Raw genomic sequence first — 19147 nt, forward strand, 5'->3', positions numbered from 1 at the left:
GAATGGGTCGGTGCGACGCTTCCGACGACTGCTGCTGCCCATCGACGCGCTCGGGCCGGCCGACACGACCGCGCGCGTGGTGCAGCTCATGGCGGGGCTCGCGCTCTACGGACTCTCGCTCGCGATGCTCGTGCGCGCCGACCTCGGCGTCGGCCCGTGGGACGTCTTCGCGCTCGGCATCGCGAACCACTTGCCGATGACGTACGGCACCGCGACGGTCGTCGTCTCGTGCCTCGTGCTGCTCCTCTGGATCCCGCTGCGGCAGCGCCCCGGCATCGGCACGCTGCTCAACGGCTTCCTCGTCGGGCCGGCTGCCGACCTCGGGCTGTGGCTCATCCCCGAGACGAGCGAGCTGTGGCAGCAGGTGCTGCTGCTCGTGGGCTCGATCGTGCTGCTCGCCTTCGCGACCGGCGTCTACATTGCCCCCACCCTCGGGCCTGGCCCGCGCGACGGCCTCATGACGGGGCTCGTCCGCATCACCGGCTGGCGCATCTGGATCATCCGCACCCTCATCGAGGGCACGGCGCTGCTCGTCGGCTGGCTGCTCGGCGGCCCGGTCGGCATCGGCACCGTCATCTTCGCGTTCGGCGTCGGGCCGCTCATCGGCCTCTTCCTGCCCTTCTTCGAGCGGCGCCGGGCGGGGAAGGCCTCGCGCCTGCGAGCCGCGCGCCTGGCCGCGTCGACCGAGGAGTGACGCCCGACGCATCCGGTTTTGTCCCCCGAACGCGTTCGCAGACTGCGAAAATCCGCGGAAAGCGCGGCGTGTCGGGGTGTTCCTGCCGCGGATCCGGGGGCGCGGGTCTACGTTCGGGGTTGGTCGGAGCCCCTGGGGGCCCCGGCGGATGCCCGCCTCCCTGCGGGCCCGACATGCCACATCCAGGAGGACACCATGGCTGAGACCATCAACAAGACCACCCTCGCTTCGAAGATCGCCGCGACGACCGACCTCTCGCAGGCCAAGGTCAGCGCCGTCCTCGACGCGCTCTTCGACGAGGTCTCGGCGGCCGTCAAGGCCGGCGACAAGGTCTCGATCCCCGGCTTCTTCAGCGCCGAGCGCACCGAGACGGCCGCCCGCACGGGCCGCAACCCGCAGACGGGCGAGGAGATCCAGATCGCCGCGGGCCACCGCGTCAAGCTGACCGCCGGCTCGAAGCTCAAGGCTGCCGTCAAGTAGCTCGCACCGCACACAGCACCGGGAGGGGCGTCGCCGAGAGGCGGCGCCCCTCCCGCGTCCCAGCCGTACAGTGGTGCCCGTGAGCGCATCCGAGGGGGGTCGTCGCGGCGCGCCGCTCGACGCGGGCGACGATCGGGGCGACGCCCCCGCGGCTCGCGCCGAGGCCGCCGAGCTGCTCGCCGCCAGGCTCGACCGCCCGATGGGATTCCTCGGCGTCGTGTTCCTGTTCGTCGTGCTCGGGCAGCTGCTCGTGACGGAGCCCGGCTGGACCCGCATCCTCGCGATCGCCGGCTGGGTGCTGTGGGGGATCTTCGTCGCCGAGTTCCTGCTGCGGGCGTACGTCGGCGGCTTCGGCGCCGCGTTCTGGCGCCGCAACTGGTGGCAGCTCATCTTCCTCGCCATCCCCTTCCTGCGGTTCTTCCGCGCGCTGCAGGCCGTCCGGCTCCTCCGGCTGACGCGCCTCGCGCGGGTCGGCGGGATCCTCTCCGCCGGCGTCCGCGGCTCCCGCTCCGCGGGCCGGCTGCTCTCGAGCCGGATCGGCTGGCTGGTCGCGGTCACGCTCGTCGTCATCCTCGCCGCCAGCCAGCTGCTCTACGCGATGGAGTCGCACTCCGACTTCACGACGGCCCTGTACGAAGCCGCGATGGCCACGATCACCGGCGCGGGGATCACCGCGGACGACCCGTTCGCGAAGGTCGTGCAGCTCGTGCTCGCCGTCTACTCGGTCGGCGTGTTCGCGGCCGTGGCGGGCTCGCTCGGCGCCTTCTTCCTCCGCCGGCAGGAGGAGCCGGTCGCGCCGCGCGGCGAAGGCGGTCCGGACGAGGCTCGCCCATAGCGTCGGTCACTACCCTGGACGGGTGCAGCGCCTCCGTCTCCTCGCCCCGGCGCTCGCGATCCTCGCGGGCCTCGCCGCGCTCTGGGCGGCGCTCGAGTTCGGCGGCGGCGCCGACCCGCTCGCGATCGAGGATCCCGGTCCGCTCGTGCGCTACGGCCTGCCGATCGTCACGATGGTCCGCAACCTCGCGATCGCCGCGTCGTTCGGCGGCCTCGTGCTCGCGTGCTTCGCGCTCGTGCCCGGCAGCCGCGACTGGAACCGCTCGCTCGACCTCGCCGCCCTCTCGGCGGGCGTCGCGACGGTGCTGCAGGCGTTCGTCGGATTCTGGACGTTCCGCCAGCTCGTCTCGAACCCCGTCACCGCCGACGACGAGTTCGGCAACCTCCTGCAGCTGTTCTTCGTCGAGATCGAGACCGGCCGGCTGCAGCTCGGCACGATGCTCTCGCTCGCGGTGCTCACCGTCGTGCTGCTCGTCGTGCGCGGCTCGACCGCCGTCGCGTTCGCCGTCGTCGGCTGGGCCGTGCCGTTCTGGCTCATCGCCTCGGGCGGCCACGCGGGCGGCACCGCCAACCACGCGCTCGCCGTCTCCTCGCTCCTGCTGCACCTGATCTTCGTCTCGATCTGGCTCGGCGGGCTCATCCACCTCGCGGTGCTCGTGCGCGGCCGCGACGACGAGAGCCGTGACGACGCATCCGCACCCCGGAACAGCGCCTACGGCGACGTGCTCCTGCGCTACTCGAGCCTCGCGCTCGTCAGCTTCGGCATCGTCGCCTTCACCGGCATCGTCTCGTCGTGGGTGCGCATGGAGGGCGACTGGTCCAGCGAGTACGGCATCCTCTCGATCGCGAAGGCCGTGCTGCTCGTCGTGCTCGGCGCCTTCGGCGCGTGGCAGCGGATGCGCATCCTCACGCCCGCGCGCGAGTCGCGCTCCCTTCGACAGGCTCAGGGACTCCGCGTGACCGGCAGGGCGGTCGCGCTCATCCTGGGCCTCGAGCTCGTCGTGATGGGCGTCACGGCCGGCGTCGCCGCGGGCCTCGCGCGCACGGCGACGCCCGTGCCCGAGGTGCCGCCGGGCGCCGAGGCGAGCCCCGCCGAGATCCTCACGCAGCAGCCGCTGCCGCCCGAGTTCTCGCCCATCCGGCTGCTCACCGAGTGGCGCATCGATCCCCTCTGGACGGTCATCTGCGCGCTGCTCGCGTTCTTCTACGTCGCGGGCGTCGTGCGGCTCGCGCGCCGCGGCGACCGCTGGTCGGGCGGTCGCACGTTCGCGTGGCTCGCGGGCATCGCGCTCCTGTGGTGGTGCACGAACGGTGCGCTCAACGCCTACCAGGAGTACCAGTTCTCGCTCCACATGCTCGTCCACATGCTCATCGGCATGGCGGTGCCGGTGCTGCTCGTGCCGGGCGCGCCCATCACGCTCGCGATGCGCGCGATCGCCAAGCGCCGCGACGGCTCGATGGGCGGCCGCGAGTGGATCCTCGCGATCGTGCACTCCCGCTACCTGCAGGTCATCGGCCACCCGGTGGTCGCCGCGGTCATCTTCGTCGCGAGCCTGTGGATCTTCTACTTCACGCCGATCTTCGAGTGGTCGATGCGCGACCACCTCGGGCACGTGTGGATGGTGCTGCACTTCCTCGGCGCCGGCTACCTCTTCGTGCAGGCGATCATCGGCGTCGACCCGGGGCCGGCTCGGCCGCCCTACCCGCTGCGGCTCACGCTCCTGCTCGGCACGATGGTCTTCCACGCCTTCTTCGGGCTCTCGATCATGATGACCGACGCGCTCATGCTCGCCGACTGGTTCGGCGCGATGGGCACCGGCATCGACGCGCTCGAGGATCAGCGGGTCGGCGGCGGCATCGCCTGGTCGGTCGGCGAGGTGCCGACCGTGATCATGGCGATCATCACGACGATCAAGTGGTCGCGCAGCGACCGCAAGGAGCAGCGGCGCACCGATCGCGCCGCTGCTCGAGACGGCGATGCCGAGCTCGGCGCCTACAACGCCATGCTCGAGAGGATGGGGAAGCGATGAACGACCGATCGACCGACACCGCGCCGGCGCAGCAGCCCGAGCAGCGCCTGCCGGAGGAGCTCGCGGCGCTCGCGCGCGGCCGCGAGCTGCGCATCACGATCGTGCGGCACGCCGAGACCGAGCACAACATCAACCACCTCATGCAGGGCTGGTCGGACTCGCCGATCACCGCGCTCGGCTCGCGCCAGATCGAGGCCGTCGCGCGGCACCTCGCGAGCGAGCGCTTCGACCTGTTCTTCTCCTCCGACCTGCAGCGCACTCGCACGACCGCCGAGGGCATCCGCGCCGCGCTCGACCCCGCGCCCGAGATCGAGTTCACCGAGCTGCTGCGCGAGTGGAACTTCGGCGGCCACGAGGAGCGCAAGGCCTCGGACGTCTGGCGCGAGGTCATCGTCGAGCACGGCTTCGAGGTCGATCGCGAGCTGAGCGCGCTCGGCGCGATCGCCGACCAGGTCGGCTGGCGCGGGCTCTTCGACACGATCGCGCAGCTCGACTCGAGCGGTCAGGCCGAGCAGGCCGCCGCGACCGTCCTGCGTGCCGACAGCGCCCTCGAGCACATGATCCGCGCCGCGGCCGAGGTGCCGGGCGAGGGCACCGTGCACGTGCTCGTCGTCTCGCACGGCGGCTTCATCACGTCGCTCCTGCGGCAGCTCGTGCCCGAGCTCACGCCCGACGTCATCCTGCCGAACTGCTCGATGACGACCGTCTCGCTCCCCGCCGGCACGACGGTGTGGCAGCTCGACCGGCTCGGCGAGGTCGCGCCGGTGACCCCGGTGGTCGAGTAGCGGCCGCCCCCCTCCGCTGGTCGAGTGGCGGCCGCCCCCTCCGGTGGTCGAGTAGCGGCCGAAGGCCGCGTATCGAGACCAGTCGACCCCGTCTCGATACGGCCCTGCGGGCCTACTCGACGAGCGGGGGAGCGGCCCTACTCGACGAACGGAGGGGGGTCAGTCCCGCGACGGCAGGTGCACCGCGATCTCGTAGCGCGCCCGCGGGTCGGCGTCGTCCGAGTGCTCGCCCGAGAGGCCGAGCTTCTCGTAGAAGTGCCTCGCGACGTCGAGCGACTGCCACTCGAGCACTCGGATCTTCGTCTGCTGCTCCGCCCAGTCGCGCACGGCCTCGAACAGGGCCGTCCCCGCGCCGTGACCCCGCGCATCCGGTGACACCCACAGGTCGTGCATGCGCGCGATCGACCAGTCGCGGTGCGGAGCGGGGCCGTAGTCCTGCGCGGCGGCGTAGCCGACGACGCGACCGCCGAGCTCGGCGACGACGATGTGGTGCGCGGGGTTCTCGACGAGCGCGACGAGGCGCTCGCGGTAGCGGTCGACCTTCTCGTCCTCCTCGTCGACCGAGCGGTGCGCGGCGAACATCGGCAGCAGCGCCTCGGCGTCGGCCGTCGTCGCCCGCCGGATCGTGATCGCGCCCTCGCTCATGGCGCCAGCGTAGCCGGGCGCGCTCGATGGAGGATCCCACAGGCGGCGGCGGATGCGCGGCTCGGGTCGGGCAGGATGGCTCCTCGTGAACATGTGGTTGCAGTGGTTGCTCGCGATGGACCTCAAGAGCCGGGGGAAGCCGCAGCTCGGCATCGGCGACGTCGCGAAGACGACGTTCCGGGTGCTGCCGACGGACATCGACCTGCTCGGGCACATGAACAACGGCCGCTACCCCTCCTACATGGACCTCGCGCGCGTCGACATGACGAACCGCACGGGCATGTCGGCGGCGCTCGGCAAGGCCGGCATCTACGCCGTCGTCGGGCAGTCGTCGATGGTCTACCGCCGCTCGCTCGACCTGTGGCAGCGCTTCGACATCGAGACGGCCGTGCTCGGCGGCGACGAGCGCGCGATCTACCTCGTGCAGCGATTCGTCGTCGACGGCGAGGTGTACGCGCGCGGCATCGTGCAGGGCCGCTTCATCGAGCGGGGCGTCGGCACGGCGAAGATCGCCCGCGTGGTCGAGGTGCTCGAGGCCGCCGGCATCGCCGTCGAGCTGCCGGCGCTGCCCGAGCAGGTCGCGGAGTGGGCGCGGCTGAACGCGCTGCCGCCGTCGCGCGCGAGCCACCCCTCCGACTGGGCGGGCCGCGTCCCGCGCTGACGAGCGGCTACGGCCGCAGCAGCTCGAGCGCCGCGTGCGCCGCGTTGTGGCCGCCGATGCCCGAGACGGCGCCGCCGCGGCGCGCGCCCGAGCCGGCCATGAGGATCCGCGAGTGCGGCGTCGCGACGCCCCACGCCTCGGCGACCGACGTCGGCTCGTGGTCGAGCCACGGCCACGACAGCTGCCCGTGGAAGATGTGGCCGCCCGGCATCGCGAGCGACGCCTCGATGTCGCGCGTCGTCCGCGTCTCGATCGCGGGGCCGCCTCGCCCCTCGACGAGCAGCGGCTCGATCGGCTCGGCGAGCACCGAGTCGAGCGACGCGATCACCGCGCGCTCGAGCTCGCCCCGCATCCGCTCGTTGTTCTCCTCGGTCAGCAGCCGGTCGGGCGTGTGCAGCCCGAAGACGGTGAGGGTGTGGGCGCCGGATGCGCGCAGGTCGTCACCGAGGATCGTCGGGTCGGTGAGGGAGTGGCAGTAGATCTCGCACGGCAGCGGCTCGGGGATGGCGCCGCCCGCCGCGGCGGCGTAGGCGCGCTCGAGCTGCGAGTAGGTCTCGTTGATGTGGAAGGTGCCGCCGAACGCCGCCTCGGGCGCGATGTCGTCGCGCAGCCGCGGCAGCCGCGAGAGCAGCATGTTCACCTTCACCTGCGCGCCCTCGGGTCGCGGCACCGAGGGGCCGGGAGGCTCGAGCAGCCCCGCGAGCACGTGCGGCGCGACGGCGGAGAGCACGAGGTCGAACTCCGCGGTGAGCTCGGTGCCGATCGGCACGCCGGGCGAGTCGGTCGGCAGGCCGCCGACCTGCTCGCTCCACGTCACCTCTCCGTCGGGCGTGACGCGCGTGACGGTGACGCCGGTGAGGATCGTCGCCCCCGCCTGGCGGGCCGCGAGCTCGAGCTCGCCCGAGACCCGGCCCATGCCGCCGATCGGCACGTCCCAGTCGCCCGTCCCGCCGCCGATCACGTGGTACAGCAGGCAGCGGTTCTGCTCGAGCCCCGGGTCGGCGAGCGAGGCGAAGGTGCCGATGAGGGCGTCGGTCGCGATCACGCCGCGCGCGACATCGCTGCGCACGGCGCGCTCGATCGCGTCGGCGATGGGCGCGTCGACGATCTCGGACCACGCGGATGCGTCCCCGGCGGCCGCGCGCGCGGCCTCCTTCGTCGGGAGCGGCTCGGTGAGGGTCGGGAAGAGCGCGGCCGCGAGGCGCGTCGTGCGGTCGTAGAACGCGGCGAACCCGTCGGCGTCGTCGGCGGCGCCGATGGCCGCGAACGACGCGCGCGTCGCCGCCTCGTCGCCCGCGTCGATGAGGAGCCCGCGGTCGCCGCCCGGCACGGGCGTGTAGGAGGAGTAGCGGCGGCGCGCGAGCCGCACGTCGAGCCCGAGGTCGTCGATGATCTGCCGCGGCATGAGGCTCACGAGGTAGCTGTAGCGCGACAGGCGGGCGTCGAGCCCCTCGAACGCCTGCGCCGAGACCGCGGCGCCGCCGACGTGCGGCAGGCGCTCGAGCACCGTGACGTCGACGCCCGCGCGCGCGAGGTAGGCGGCGGCGGTGAGCCCGTTGTGGCCCCCGCCGATGATGGCGACTCGCGACATGCTCGTCCTCCTCGACTCGAGCGGGCCGGTCGAGGGGGTCGGCGCCGGCCCGCGAGCGCCCGGCGCCGCGACCCGGCCCGGGTCGCCCCAGGGCCCACCCCCATACGATATGCGGCATGACCGACCAGTCCAGGGACGACGACTTCGACGCCCTCATCGCGGAGGGCATCGAGCTCGCCGACGCCGAGCGGACCCGGGCGGAGCCGGTCGAGGTCGTCGCCGAGCAGGACGCCGAGGACGATCCCGACGAGCCGCTCGCGCCGCTCGGCGGTCGCTTCGGGCTGAGCGGCCCGGCGTTCGAGGTCGACGACGCGACGTTCGCCGCGGCAGCGAGCGCCGCCCCACCCGCTCCGGCGCGCGAGCGCGCCGTCCCCGCGGAGCCGGACCCCGCTCCCGCCGCCGATGCGCCGGCCTCCGGCTGGTCGCTCGCGCAGGAGCGCGAGGAGGAGCCGACCGTTCAGATGGACGCCGCCGAGCTGCAGGCAGAGCTCGACGCCGCCTCGCACGTGCCGGTGCCGCGCGATGCCCGACCGGTCGAGCCGACGGATGCGTCGACGGACGACGCCGAGGACGCCTCGGCGGCCGCCGCTGCCGAGGCGCTCGAGCCGGTCGACGCGGAGCAGCCGGCCGACGATCCCTTCGCCGCGCGGACGCCGTCGCGGCGCGAGCTGCGCGAGCAGGCCGCCCAGGCGGGGGCCGTGGAGGACGTGGAGCCCGAGATCCTCGACGAGCAGCACGGCGACGTGCACGAGCCGCTGCAGGGCGATGCCCCCGAGCCCGCGGATCCGATGCTCCCCGGCGCCGCGCTCGCGAACCCGGTGGTCTCGAACCCGGCGGCCTCGAACCCCGTGGTGACGAACCCCGTGCTGCCGGAGCAGGACCAGCCGCGCATCGGCGGCCTCGCCGCCGCGGTCTCCGCCCGGGCGGCCGCGAAGGCCGAGGCCGAGCGCCGAGCCCGCGAGGGCTCGAGCGAGGAGCCGCCGCCCGCGGCCGCGGCGCCGAGCGCCTCGGAGGCTGCGCCGCCGAGCGCGCCCGCGGCGCCGGTCGAGCGCATCGTCGCCGCTGCCGCGGCCGCGACGCCCACGGCGGTCGCTCCCGCCGCCGCCGCGCCGATCGCCGCCGCGATCGCGGCCCCCGTCGCGCCGACCGAGCCGCCCGCCGCCGCTCCGCCGGCGCAGCCCGTCGAGCCCGAGCCGGCGCCCGAGCCGGCGCCCGCCTCGCCCGCCATCGTCCGCGAGCCGGAGCCCACCGCGGTCGCGAACCCCGCGGCGCCCGAGCCGCCGCTCCCGCCCGCCCTCGTCGAGCTCACCGACGCGACGAGCGACGACCCCTTCGCGCTCGCCGCGATCGAGCGCGTGCGCGGCTGGCTCGACCGGCCGGCGAGCGACAAGCAGGACAAGTCGGCCGAGCGCCTCGCGGGACTCCTGCAGGACCCCGCGGGCCTCGACTTCGCGCTCGGCTTCGTCGACAAGGTCATCCGCCCCGAGGACCCGAAGGTGAGCGCCCGCAACCTCGAGGCGCTCAGCCGCGAGATCCCGGGCTTCCTCGACTGGTACCTCAAGCTCGGCATCACCGCGGGCGGCGGATTCGGCATCGTCGTGCCGAAGCTCATCATCCCGGTCGTGAAGCGCGCGATGCGCGACATGGTCTCGCACCTCGTGATCGACGCATCCCCCTCGAAGCTCGCGAAGCCGCTCGCGAAGCTCCGCGAGGACGGCACGCGCGTCAACGTCAACCTGCTCGGCGAGGCGGTGCTCGGGGAGGAGGAGGCCGCGAGCCGCCTCGAGGGCACGACGGCGCTGCTGCGCCGCGACGACGTCGACTACGTCTCGATCAAGGTGTCGGCGATCGCGCCGCAGCGGCAGCCGTGGGCGTTCGACGAGACGGTCGAGCTCGTCGTCGAGCGGCTGCTGCCGCTCTACCGCCTCGCCGCGGAGTCGACGCCGCCGAAGTTCATCAACCTCGACATGGAGGAGTACCGCGACCTCGACCTCACGATCGCGGTCTTCGAGCGCCTCCTCTCGCGGCCCGAGCTGCGCGGGCTCGAAGCCGGCATCGTGCTGCAGGCCTACCTGCCCGACGCGCTCGGGGCCTACCGCCGCCTCGCCGCGTTCGCGAAGGAGCGACGCGCGAGCGGCGGCGCCGGCATCAAGGTGCGGCTCGTGAAGGGTGCGAATCTCGCGATGGAGCGCGTCGACGCCGCGATGCACGGCTGGCCGCTCGCCGTCGTCGGCTCGAAGGCCGCGAGCGACGCGAACTTCAAGCGCGTGCTGCGCGAGGCGCTGCTGCCCGACAACGCCTTCGCCGTGCGCCTCGGCGTCGCGAGCCACAACCTCTTCGACCTCGCCTACGCCGCCGAGCTCGCCCGCCACCACGGCACGCACCAGCGCGTCGACGCCGAGATGCTGCTCGGCATGGCGGCCGAGCACCGCGACGCCGTGCGCGAGGTCTTCCCGAACCTCGTGCTCTACACGCCCGTCGTGCGACCCGACCAGTTCGACGCCGCCGTCGCCTACCTCATCCGCCGGCTCGAGGAGAACGCGGCGGGCGAGAACTTCATGTCGAGCATGCTCGACCTCGCCGAGCCGGCCGTCTTCCAGCGGGAGCGCGACCGCTTCCTCGAGTCGATCGAGCTGCTGCGCGCCGACGACGCTGCGGGTGAGCCGCGACCGAACCGCACCCAGGACCGACTGGGCGATCTCGCGGTCTCGGTGACGCATCCGGAGGGCTTCGCCAACGAGCCCGACACCGACCCGTCGCTCGCGGCCAACCGCGACTGGGCGAGGCAGCTCGTGCAGCGCGCCGGCGAGACCCAGCTGGGCCTCCGCACGCTCGAGATGAACCGCATCGACGACTGGCCGACGCTCGAGCGGCGCATCGACCGGGCGGCGCAGGCGGCGGGCGGATGGGCGGGGCTCGGTGCCGCGCGGAGGGCCGAGATCCTCCGCGACGCGGCCACGGCGCTCGGCGTCTACCGCGGCCGGCTCATCGAGATCATGATGGCCGAGACGGGCAAGACGATCGGCGAGGCCGACCCCGAGGTGTCGGAGGCGATCGACTTCGCCCGCTACTACGCCGAGCAGGCGATCGAGCTCGAGCGCGTCGAGGGGGCGGTCCCGCGGCCCGTCGCGCTCACGGTCGTCACGCCGCCGTGGAACTTCCCCGTCGCGATCCCGTGCGGCGGCGTGACGGCGGCGCTCGCGACGGGCTCGGCGGTCATCCTCAAGCCCGCCCCGCAAGCGCGGCGCTCGGCGGCCGTGCTCGTCGAGGCGCTCTGGGAGGCGGGCGTGCCGCGCGACGTGCTGCTGCTGTGCGACGCCGAGGAGGGCGAGCTCTCGCAGCGCCTCGTCGCGCACCCGGCGGTCGGCCGCGTCATCCTCACCGGCTCGACCGAGACGGCGGAGCGATTCACGTCGTGGCGCCCCGACCTGCCGCTGCTCGCCGAGACGAGCGGCAAGAACGCGATCGTCGTCACCCCCTCGGCCGACTTCGACCTCGCCGTGGCCGACATCGTGCGGAGCGCCTTCCTGCACGCGGGGCAGAAGTGCTCGGCCGCCTCGGTCGCGATCCTCGTCGACACGGTCGGCGACAGTGAGCGCTTCCGGCGCCAGCTCGTCGATGCCGCGCGGGCGCTCCGGGTCGGCTCGCCGCTCGACGCGCGCACCCACGTCGGCCCGCTCATCGAGCCGGCGCAGGGAAGGCTGCTGCGCGCGCTCACGACGCTCGAGGACGAGGAGGAGTGGCTGCTCGAGCCGAGGCGGCTGGATGCGTCGGGCCGGCTCTGGTCGCCCGGCATCCGCGACGCCGTGCTCCCCGGCACCTTCTCGCACGTCACCGAGCTCTTCGGTCCGCACCTCACGCTCATCGAGGTCGACTCGCTCGAGGAGGCGATCGAGGTGCAGAACGCGACCGAGTTCGGCCTCACCGCCGGCATCCACTCGCTCGACCCGGAGGAGGTCGCCCACTGGCTCGACGGGGTAGAGGCGGGCAACCTCTACGTCAATCGGAGCATCACGGGCGCGATCGTGCGGCGCCAGCCCTTCGGCGGCTGGAAGCGCTCGCAGGTCGGGCCCGGCGCGAAGGCCGGCGGCCCGAACTACCTCGCGACGCTCGTCGACTGGGAGCCGGTGCACGCCGAGCCGAAGGCGTCGGTGCAGCTCAAGGGGCTCGACAAGCGCGTCGCCGAGGTCATCGAGGCGGCGACGCCCGCGCTCGACTTCGTCGAGTTCGACGCCGTGCGCGCCGGCGCCAAGAGCGACCAGGCGCGCTGGAAGGCGGAGTTCGGCGTTTCGAAGGACGTCTCCGGGCTGGCCGTCCCTCCCTTGTGCGTCGAGCGCAACATCCTCCGCTACCGGCCCGCCGAGGTGCTCCTCCGCGTCGCCGAGGACGGCCGCGTCGTCGACCTCGTGCGGTTGCTCGCAGCCGCGGCGCGCGCCCGCTCGGCCGTGCGCATCTCGTCGGCGGTCGAGGTGCCGCCCGGCGTCGTGAAGCTCGCGCGGCGGCCGCTGCCGCCGCTGCGCCTGCTCGAGGTCACCGAGGAGTCCGACGCCGAGTTCCACGCGCGGCTGCGCTCGCGCGAGGCGCTCGCTCCGGTCGAGCGCGACGACGTGCTCGGCCTCGAGCGTCCCTCGGAGCCCGTGCGACGCATCCGCCTCGTCGGGAGCGACCCCGGCGTGCGGGAGGCGCTCGCGGGCGACGTCTCAGTCGCCGTCTACGACGGACCCGTGACGCGCGAGGGGCGCGTCGAGCTGCTGCCGTTCCTGCGCGAGCAAGCGGTGTCGATCACGGCGCACCGCTTCGGCACGCCCGACCGCGCGATGCTCGAGCTGCCCGTCTGAGACCGCCCCGAAGGCTGGTTGACTGACTCCCATGCGGTACGGATACAAGGCCAGCGCCGAGCAGTTCTCGCCCGCCGAGCTGCTCGACCTCGTCGCGCTCGCCGAGCGGGTCGGGCTCGACAGCGCGTTCATCAGCGATCACCTGCAGCCGTGGCGGCACGAGGGCGGGCACGCGCCGAACGCGGTCGCGTGGCTCGGGATGGCGCTCGAGCGCACCGAGCGCGTCGTGCTGGGCACCTCGGTGCTCACGCCGACGCTGCGCTACCACCCGGCGGTCGTCGCGCAGCAGTTCGCGACGCTCGGGCAGGTGCACCCCGGCCGGCTCATCCTCGGCGTCGGCACCGGCGAGGCGCTCAACGAGCAGGCGATCGGCGTCGAGTATCCCGAGCTCAAGGAGCGGTTCGCGCGGCTGCGCGAGGCCGTGCGGCTCATCAAGCGGCTCTGGACCGACGAGCGCGTCGACTTCGAGGGCGACTACTACTCGCTCAACGGGGCGACGATCTACGACCGGCCGGATCCTGCCGACCCGGGCTCGCGCATCCCCATCTACGTCGCCGGCGGCGGTCCCGCGACGACGCGCTACGCCGCGCGGTTCGCCGACGGCCACATCTGCACCTCGGGCAAGGGCGACAAGTACTACCGCGACACGATCGTCGCGTCGCTCGAGGAGGGGCTCGCGCAGGCCGAGCGCGACTCGTCCGAGGTCGACCGGATGATCGAGATCAAGGTCTCCTACGACCGCGACCCGGACGCGGCGCTCGAGAACACCCGCTTCTGGGCGGCGCTCTCGCTGACGCAGGAGCAGAAGCACGACGTGCACGACCCGCTCGAGATGCAGCGGCTCGCCGACGAGCTGCCGATCGAGCAGGTCGCGAAGCGCTGGATCGTGGGGTCGGATGCGGCTCGGGTTGCGGGCGAGATCGCGCACTACGCGGAGCTCGGCTTCACCCACCTCGTCTTCCACGGGCCCGGCCACGACCAGCGGCGCTTCCTCGAGCAGTTCGCCGAGGACGTGCTGCCGCTGCTGCCGGCGCGCTGACCAACGGCGCCGGCCCGGCCTGGCCGCCCGTCGCCCGGAACGACTCGACCCCTTCTTGCCCACTCGACCCGTTGCAACGGGTCGAGTGGCGCGGAAGGGGTCGAGTCGCTGTGGCGAGCCGGTCGAGTCGGCGCGAACGGGTCGAGTCGGATGCAGCGGGTCGGGTCGGACGGAGCGGGTCGGGTCGGGTCGGGGCGGGGCGGTCGCTACGCGGCCGCGGTCTCCGTCGCGACGCGCTTCACGAGCGGGAGCGCCGCCGCCGTCGCGCCGAGCGTCACGGCGACCGCGCCGACCGCCATGAGCGCCCACGTGATGACCGAGCCGGCGCTCGACCACCAGAGCATGAACGACGGCAGGATGAGCAGCAGCGCGACCGCGGCCGCACCGCCGACGCCCACGACGAGCGGGAGCGCGACCTGGCGCACGAGCGCCGCGCGCATGACGGGCAGCTCGACGCCCATGCGGTGCATCGCCTGGTGCTCCCGGCGCTGGTCGAGCACCTTCGCCGACTGCGCGATGCCCGCGAGCACGGCGCCGAGCACGCCGGCGATCGCGATCGTGAGCGCGGCGCCGGTCGCCATGTCGACGGCGAGCGCGTCGCCGGGCGCCGCCGCCGCGGGCGCGAGCGACGCGAAGCCGCCGGCCATGACCGCGACTGACATCGCGCCGACGATGTTGAACGCCCCGCGCGGGTCGTCGATCACGCGCCGGGCGGCGAGCAGCGTCGCGGGGCTCCGCGCATCCTTCGCGACGAGCCACGCGATGCCCTGGATCATGAGCGGGCCGATGAGCGAGTAGGCGAGCACGACGACCGAGATGAGGGCGATCGAGACCGACAGCTCCGCCGGGACGAGGTCGAGCACGACGACGGCGACGTACGCGCCGGCCGCGATCGCGAAGCCGAGGATCCGCCACAGCGAGAGCCGCTTCGGGCTCACGCGCTGCGCGACGCCGAGCGGCGTGACGTGCACGCGCCGCAGCGAGGCGAGCGCGGCGCCGAGCGCGGTCAGGAGCACCGCGCCGGCGGCGGCGAGCCACACCCACGCGGGCGGCAGCAGCTCGGCGACGGTGAACGGCAGCCCCTGGAACTCGATGCGGGCGATCCCCGGTGTCACCGCGAGCGCGAGCATCGCGCCGACGACGACCCCGACGAGCGCCTGGGCGACCGCGTCGAGCACCGCCATCGCCGACACCTGGCCGCGCGTCGCGCCCGCGAGCCGCAGGGCAGCGAGCCGGTCGTCGCGGCGCGCGATCGCGAGCCGCACCGCGGCCTGCGCGAGCGTCCACACCGCGGGCAGCAGCAGGGCCGCCGCGACGAACGAGAGCGTGAGCACGAGCTGGCCGTCGAGCGGGTCGACGCGGCCCTCCTCGAGCCGCATGCGGAAGGCGTTGACACCGCCGAGCACCGCGAGGAGCGCGGCGGTCGCGAAGGCGAACGCGATCGCGCTCAGCACGTCGGTCGCGCGAGGGCCGGTGGCACGTGCGAGCCGCGCCCAGAGCTTGAGGGTGATCATCGCGAGGCCTCGATCCACGACTGCTGCTCGGCGTCGCGCACGGGGTTCGGCACGTGCGCCTCGGCGCGCGCGGCGCCGTAGGAGGGGTGCTGCGGCTGCGGCAGCGGCACGGGGGCGGATGCGGTGCCGGGCATCCCGTACATCGACCCGGCACCCGACGGCGCTCCCTGCACGGCCGCCGGGACGGCATCCGCTCGCGCGTCCGAGCGGCGCTCGTCGCTCACGATGCGGCCGTCCTGCAGCCGCACGACGCGCGAGCACATCGCCGCGACCTCGGGGTCGTGCGTGACGACGACGAGCGAGGCGCCGTGGCCGAGCGTCGCGCCGATGAGCAGGCTCATGACGGCGTCGCCCGTGGAGCGGTCGAGCGCGCCGGTCGGCTCGTCGGCGAAGACGATGCCGGGCGAGCCGACGAGCGCGCGGGCGATCGCGACGCGCTGCGCCTGGCCGCCCGAGAGCTCGCCCGGACGGCGGCCGAGCATCTCGCCGAGGCCGAGCCGGTGCAGCAGCGTGCCGGCCGCAGCCTCGGCGCCCGTGCGAGCCGTGCCGCCGAGCATGAGCGGCAGCGCGACGTTCTCGATCGCGGGCAGCTCGGGCAGCAGCTGCCCCGACTGGAAGACGAAGCCGAAGTCGCTGCGGCGCAGCTTCGTGCGCTCTCCGTCGCGCATCGACGCGAGGTCGCGGCCGCGCCAGGCGACGCGGCCCGAGGCGGGCGCGACGATGCCGGCGAGCACGTGCAGGAGGGTCGACTTGCCGGAGCCCGAGGGCCCCATGATCGCGACCGCCTCGGGCCCGTCGGCGCCGATCGTGAGCGAGACGTCGGCGAGCGCGGGCGCCGCCGCGTTGCCCTGTCCGTAGGTGTGGGTGAGCCCGATGGCTTCGAGTCGGTTCGTGTGCATGGATTCATCGGAGCACCGGCTACCCGGCCCGAGCCAGCGCGACCGGCGCCTTTGCATCGGCCGGGGGACGAGGATCATCCCGGCGGATGAGCCGGGTCGCCTTCCGTAGGCTGATGCGGTGACGACCGATCGAGCGACGCCCGCCGCACGGCCCGCCCGACCGACGGTCGCGGCGGAGGGCACGACGACGCATCCGCTCGCCATGATCCCCGCCGCGCTCGTCACGAGCGCCGCGGTGCTGCTCTTCTGGGCGCTGAGCGACTGGGGCTACCTGCCGCTCGTGCTCGGCGTCGCGGGCGGCATCGTCACCGATCGGGCCGGCCTCTCGCGCAAGCTCGGGCAGGACCTCGCGATCATCGCGATCGCGCTCACGTGGATCAGCTTCATCTCGCTGCACGCCGACCTCTCGGACGCGGGCATCGCGCGCTTCGCGATCGCGCTCGGCGGCGCGGTGCTCATCCCGTACTCGATCTCGCGCTGGCTCTACCGCGACCACGCGGTGCGCTTCCCGTGGGCCGGCGGCCGCTGGACGCGCCGCATGTGGACGTACATCGTCGTCGTCGTGCTCGCCGCCTACCTGATCCTGCCCTTCTACTTCCTCACCTCGGGCGTCTACCGCAACTGGCCCGCCGTCGAGGACTGGAACACGATCGCGCGGCTCTTCATGGGCGTGAACGCCGTGGGCCTGTGGGACGAGCTGTTCTTCATCTGCACCGTCTACACGCTGCTGATGCGTCACTTCCGGCCGTGGCTCGCGAACGTCCTGCAGGCGGGGATCTTCGTCTCGTTCCTGTGGGAGCTCGGCTACCAGTCGTGGGGGCCGCTCCTGACGATCCCGTTCGCGCTCGTGCAGGGCCTGATCTTCTCGTGGACGAAGAACCTCCTCTACGTCGTCACGGTGCACCTGCTGTTCGACGCGGTCGTCTTCCTCGTGATCGTGCACGCGCACCACCCGGAGGCGCTGCCGATCTTCCCGCTCGTGCACGGGTTCTGACGATTCCTCTGGCGCGGGCGGATGCGTCGGCGTAGCCTCGCGCGCATGGCCATCGCAAGCTGTCCCACGCTCGTCATCGACTGCCCGGATGCGCGGGCGCTCGCGGAGTTCTACGGGCGGATGCTCGACTGGGAGGTCTCGGAGGCCTCCGACGGCGACGACGACTGGGTCGAGATCAAGGCCGACTACGGCCAGATGCTCTGCTTCCAGCAGGTCGAGCAGTACGCGGCGCCCGACTGGCCGGGGCAGGAGCACCCGCAGCAGATGCACCTCGATGTGAGCGTCGCCGACCTCGACGAGGCGGAGGCGGCGGTCGTTGAGCTGGGTGCGACTCGGCACGAGCACCAGCCGGGCAAGACCTTCCGCGTCATGCTCGACCCGGCCGGGCACCCGTTCTGCCTCTGCGTCGAGTAGTCGCTAGCGGTCGCGGGCGGGCAGCGCCACCGCCGCCTGCACGCCGACCCGGGTGAAGCCGAGCCGCTCGGCGAGCCGCAGCGATGCGGTGTGCCCGACTCGGCATCGCCACTGGGGCACGAGTCCCGCATCGAGCGCCGCGCCGACGACCGCGGCCGCCGCGGAGGCCGCGACACCGCGCCCGCGCTGCGCCCCGGCCGCGACGACTCCGATGTGCGCGAGCCGCGACCGCCACGGCTCGAACCCCGCGATCGCGACCGCCCGCCCGCCGATGCGCACCGCCCATAGCCGCTCCATGGGCTCGACGCCCGCTTCCTCCCACTCGTCCTCGGCGACGACCTCGCGGACGAGTCGCACGTCGCGATCGTCCGCCGCGACGACGGGATGCGCCGGGGCCGGAGGACGCGCGCCGGCGACGAGCAGGTGCGCGGACCCGAGCGGCCTCGAGCCCGGGAGCGCCGCGGAGACCGCGGCGGCATCGAGCAGCGTCGCTCGATCTCTTCCCGCGAGCGCGTCGAGGGCTGCCGAGGGCGCCGCCACGACCATCGCGTCGCCCAGCTCGACGACGATCACCGCGGCGAGGTCGTCGCGGGGCACGAGCGTCGTCCCATCGCGGTCGAACGCGCCGAACGCGGTGCCGAGCGCCTCCGCCCACGCGGCCGCCAGCGACGCGCGGTGCGGGTGCGACGCATCCGACATCTCCGTCATCCGCTCCAGTCTCGCCCGCCCCGGTCGGCCGTGCGAGAGGCTCGCCCGGCCTAGGCTCGATGGGTGACCACCGTGCTCCTCGACGTCGACACCGGCATCGACGACGCCCTCTGCATCCTCACCGCCGCGCTCTCGAACGAGATCGACCTCGTCGGCTGCTCGGTCGTGTGGGGCAACGTCGACGTCGACCAGGGCGCCCGCAACACCTCCGAGGTGCTGCGGCTCGCGGGGCACGGCGACGTGCCGGTCGCGGTCGGTGCCGCGGGGCCGCGGGACGGCTCGCGCGCCGCCTTCTCGCCCGAGGTGCACGGCGACGACGGGCTGGGCGGATGCGCCGACACGACCTACGTGGCGGACCTCGCGCCCGAGAGCGCGGTCGAGCTCATCCTGCGGCTCAGCCGCGAGCACGCCGGGAGCCTCGAGATCGTCACGGTCGGGCCGCTCACGAACCTCGCGGCCGCGCTCGACGCCGATCCGGAGCTGCCGCAGCGCATCCGCCAGGTCACGATCATGGGCGGCGCGGCGCTCGCGCCCGGCAACGTCTCCGAGACCGCCGAGGCCAACATCTGGCACGACCCGGACGCCGCACAGGTCGTCTTCGACGCGCCGTGGGAGCTGACGATGGTCGGGCTCGACGTGACGATGACGTCGCTCATCACCGACGCGCACCGCGAGCGGCTCCGCGCGGGCGGCGAGATCGGCCGCTTCTGCGACCGCATCCTCGACTTCTACCTCGACTACTACGAGGGCTACACGGGCGAGCGCGCGTCGGGCAACCACGACGCGCTCGCGCTCGCGGTCGCGACCGGGCTCGTGCGCACGACCCTCTCGCCGATCGTCGACGTCACGGTCGACTGCTCCGACGGACCCGCGCGCGGCCGCACCGTCACGCAGCTCGAGGGCAAGTGGGGCGAGTGGCCCGAGCCCGAGGGCGCTCGCCACCGCGTCGTGATGGAGGTCGAGCCGGGGTTCGAGGAGCGCATGATCGACCTGCTCGCAGCCGCGCCGTAGCCGCTCTCGC

The 19147-nt window shown here is 73.7% G+C and carries 15 protein-coding genes and 1 pseudogene; 11 read left to right on the forward strand and 5 right to left on the reverse strand.

Annotated features, from left to right (window positions below; translation table 11 throughout):
- The first annotated feature begins 10 nt into the window (after positions 1–10).
- From yczE to H508_RS0103355, 5 genes are all read left to right on the forward strand, one after another.
- Positions 11–694, forward strand: a complete 684-nt coding sequence (gene yczE, locus H508_RS0103335) for a membrane protein YczE (protein ID WP_245569431.1) — start codon at positions 11–13, stop codon at positions 692–694.
- 195 nt (positions 695–889) lie between these two features.
- A complete protein-coding gene (locus tag H508_RS0103340) occupies positions 890–1174 on the forward strand; it encodes an HU family DNA-binding protein (RefSeq protein ID WP_021010536.1) in 285 nt (94 codons plus the stop codon).
- A 79-nt stretch (positions 1175–1253) separates the two neighbouring features.
- Positions 1254–2009: a hypothetical protein gene (locus tag H508_RS14270; protein ID WP_245569432.1), complete on the forward strand. Its 756-nt coding sequence runs from the start codon at positions 1254–1256 to the stop codon at positions 2007–2009.
- Positions 2010–2031: 22 nt separating this feature from the next.
- Complete coding sequence (locus H508_RS0103350) at positions 2032–4038, forward strand: bifunctional copper resistance protein CopD/cytochrome c oxidase assembly protein (RefSeq protein WP_026373021.1); 2007 nt, start codon at positions 2032–2034, stop codon at positions 4036–4038.
- Positions 4035–4823 carry a histidine phosphatase family protein gene (locus H508_RS0103355; protein WP_026373022.1) on the forward strand — a complete coding sequence of 263 codons (789 nt, stop codon included), beginning with the start codon at positions 4035–4037 and terminating at the stop codon, positions 4821–4823. The genes H508_RS0103350 and H508_RS0103355 overlap by 4 nt, the downstream gene beginning before the upstream one ends.
- Positions 4824–4982: 159 nt before the next feature.
- Here the strand turns inward: H508_RS0103355 and H508_RS16570 are convergent, their stop codons facing one another.
- The gene (locus H508_RS16570) at positions 4983–5468 is read right to left on the reverse strand and encodes a GNAT family N-acetyltransferase (RefSeq protein WP_051222596.1); all 486 of its coding nucleotides are present in this window, start codon (positions 5466–5468) and stop codon (positions 4983–4985) included.
- Between the two features lie 91 nt (positions 5469–5559).
- On the opposite strand from H508_RS16570, the gene H508_RS0103365 reads away from it, so the two are divergent.
- Positions 5560–6129: an acyl-CoA thioesterase gene (locus H508_RS0103365; RefSeq protein WP_245569452.1), complete on the forward strand. Its 570-nt coding sequence runs from the start codon at positions 5560–5562 to the stop codon at positions 6127–6129.
- Between the two features lie 7 nt (positions 6130–6136).
- Here the strand turns inward: H508_RS0103365 and H508_RS0103370 are convergent.
- Positions 6137–7726 (reverse strand): annotated as a pseudogene (locus tag H508_RS0103370) (phytoene desaturase family protein); the annotation flags it as partial.
- A 1220-nt stretch (positions 7727–8946) separates the two neighbouring features.
- Here H508_RS0103370 and H508_RS14280 point away from each other — a divergent pair.
- Positions 8947–12558, forward strand: a complete 3612-nt coding sequence (locus H508_RS14280) for a proline dehydrogenase family protein (RefSeq protein ID WP_425393448.1) — start codon at positions 8947–8949, stop codon at positions 12556–12558.
- Between the two features lie 31 nt (positions 12559–12589).
- On the forward strand, positions 12590–13597 hold the full coding sequence (gene fgd, locus H508_RS0103380; protein WP_035253721.1) for a glucose-6-phosphate dehydrogenase (coenzyme-F420): 1008 nt from the start codon (positions 12590–12592) through the stop codon (positions 13595–13597).
- Between the two features lie 206 nt (positions 13598–13803).
- Here fgd and H508_RS0103385 read toward each other — a convergent pair whose 3' ends face one another.
- Complete coding sequence (locus tag H508_RS0103385) at positions 13804–15129, reverse strand: FtsX-like permease family protein (protein WP_051222598.1); 1326 nt, start codon at positions 15127–15129, stop codon at positions 13804–13806.
- Positions 15108–16010 (reverse strand): ABC transporter ATP-binding protein, encoded by a 903-nt coding sequence (locus H508_RS17050; protein ID WP_156905970.1) that lies wholly within the window; start codon positions 16008–16010, stop codon positions 15108–15110. The genes H508_RS0103385 and H508_RS17050 overlap by 22 nt, the downstream gene beginning before the upstream one ends.
- A gap of 202 nt (positions 16011–16212) precedes the next feature.
- Here H508_RS17050 and H508_RS14290 point away from each other — a divergent pair, with 202 nt between their 5' ends.
- Both H508_RS14290 and H508_RS0103400 read left to right on the forward strand, forming a co-directional pair.
- Positions 16213–17004, forward strand: coding sequence for a CPBP family glutamic-type intramembrane protease (locus H508_RS14290; RefSeq protein ID WP_051222734.1), 792 nt, complete (start codon positions 16213–16215; stop codon positions 17002–17004).
- Positions 17005–17049: 45 nt separating this feature from the next.
- Positions 17050–17418 (forward strand): VOC family protein, encoded by a 369-nt coding sequence (locus tag H508_RS0103400; RefSeq protein WP_026373027.1) that lies wholly within the window; start codon positions 17050–17052, stop codon positions 17416–17418.
- 3 nt (positions 17419–17421) lie between these two features.
- Here H508_RS0103400 and H508_RS16575 read toward each other — a convergent pair whose 3' ends face one another.
- Entirely contained in the window at positions 17422–18126 is a 705-nt protein-coding gene (locus H508_RS16575) for a GNAT family N-acetyltransferase (RefSeq protein WP_051222600.1), read from the reverse strand.
- 63 nt (positions 18127–18189) lie between these two features.
- On the opposite strand from H508_RS16575, the gene H508_RS0103410 reads away from it, so the two are divergent.
- The gene (locus H508_RS0103410; protein ID WP_026373028.1) at positions 18190–19137 is read left to right on the forward strand and encodes a nucleoside hydrolase; all 948 of its coding nucleotides are present in this window, start codon (positions 18190–18192) and stop codon (positions 19135–19137) included.
- Positions 19138–19147: the final 10 nt, after the last annotated feature.

It is taken from the genome of Agrococcus lahaulensis DSM 17612, assembly GCF_000425105.1.
In the GTDB taxonomy this organism is placed as follows: Bacteria; Actinomycetota; Actinomycetes; order Actinomycetales; family Microbacteriaceae; genus Agrococcus; species Agrococcus lahaulensis.

Bases quoted from the DNA above. Each gene is read 5' to 3' on its own strand.
- H508_RS0103340 (WP_021010536.1), top strand. From the start codon at position 890: ATGGCTGAGACCATCAACAAGACCACCCTCGCTTCGAAGATCGCCGCG.
- H508_RS14290 (WP_051222734.1), top strand. From the start codon at position 16,213: ATGATCCCCGCCGCGCTCGTCACGAGCGCCGCGGTGCTGCTCTTCTGG.
- H508_RS0103365 (WP_245569452.1), top strand. From the start codon at position 5,560: ATGTGGTTGCAGTGGTTGCTCGCGATGGACCTCAAGAGCCGGGGGAAG.
- H508_RS0103400 (WP_026373027.1), top strand. From the start codon at position 17,050: ATGGCCATCGCAAGCTGTCCCACGCTCGTCATCGACTGCCCGGATGCG.
- fgd (WP_035253721.1), top strand. From the start codon at position 12,590: ATGCGGTACGGATACAAGGCCAGCGCCGAGCAGTTCTCGCCCGCCGAG.
- H508_RS16575 (WP_051222600.1), bottom strand. From the start codon at position 18,126: ATGACGGAGATGTCGGATGCGTCGCACCCGCACCGCGCGTCGCTGGCG.
- H508_RS0103355 (WP_026373022.1), top strand. From the start codon at position 4,035: ATGAACGACCGATCGACCGACACCGCGCCGGCGCAGCAGCCCGAGCAG.
- H508_RS17050 (WP_156905970.1), bottom strand. From the start codon at position 16,010: ATGCACACGAACCGACTCGAAGCCATCGGGCTCACCCACACCTACGGA.
- H508_RS16570 (WP_051222596.1), bottom strand. From the start codon at position 5,468: ATGAGCGAGGGCGCGATCACGATCCGGCGGGCGACGACGGCCGACGCC.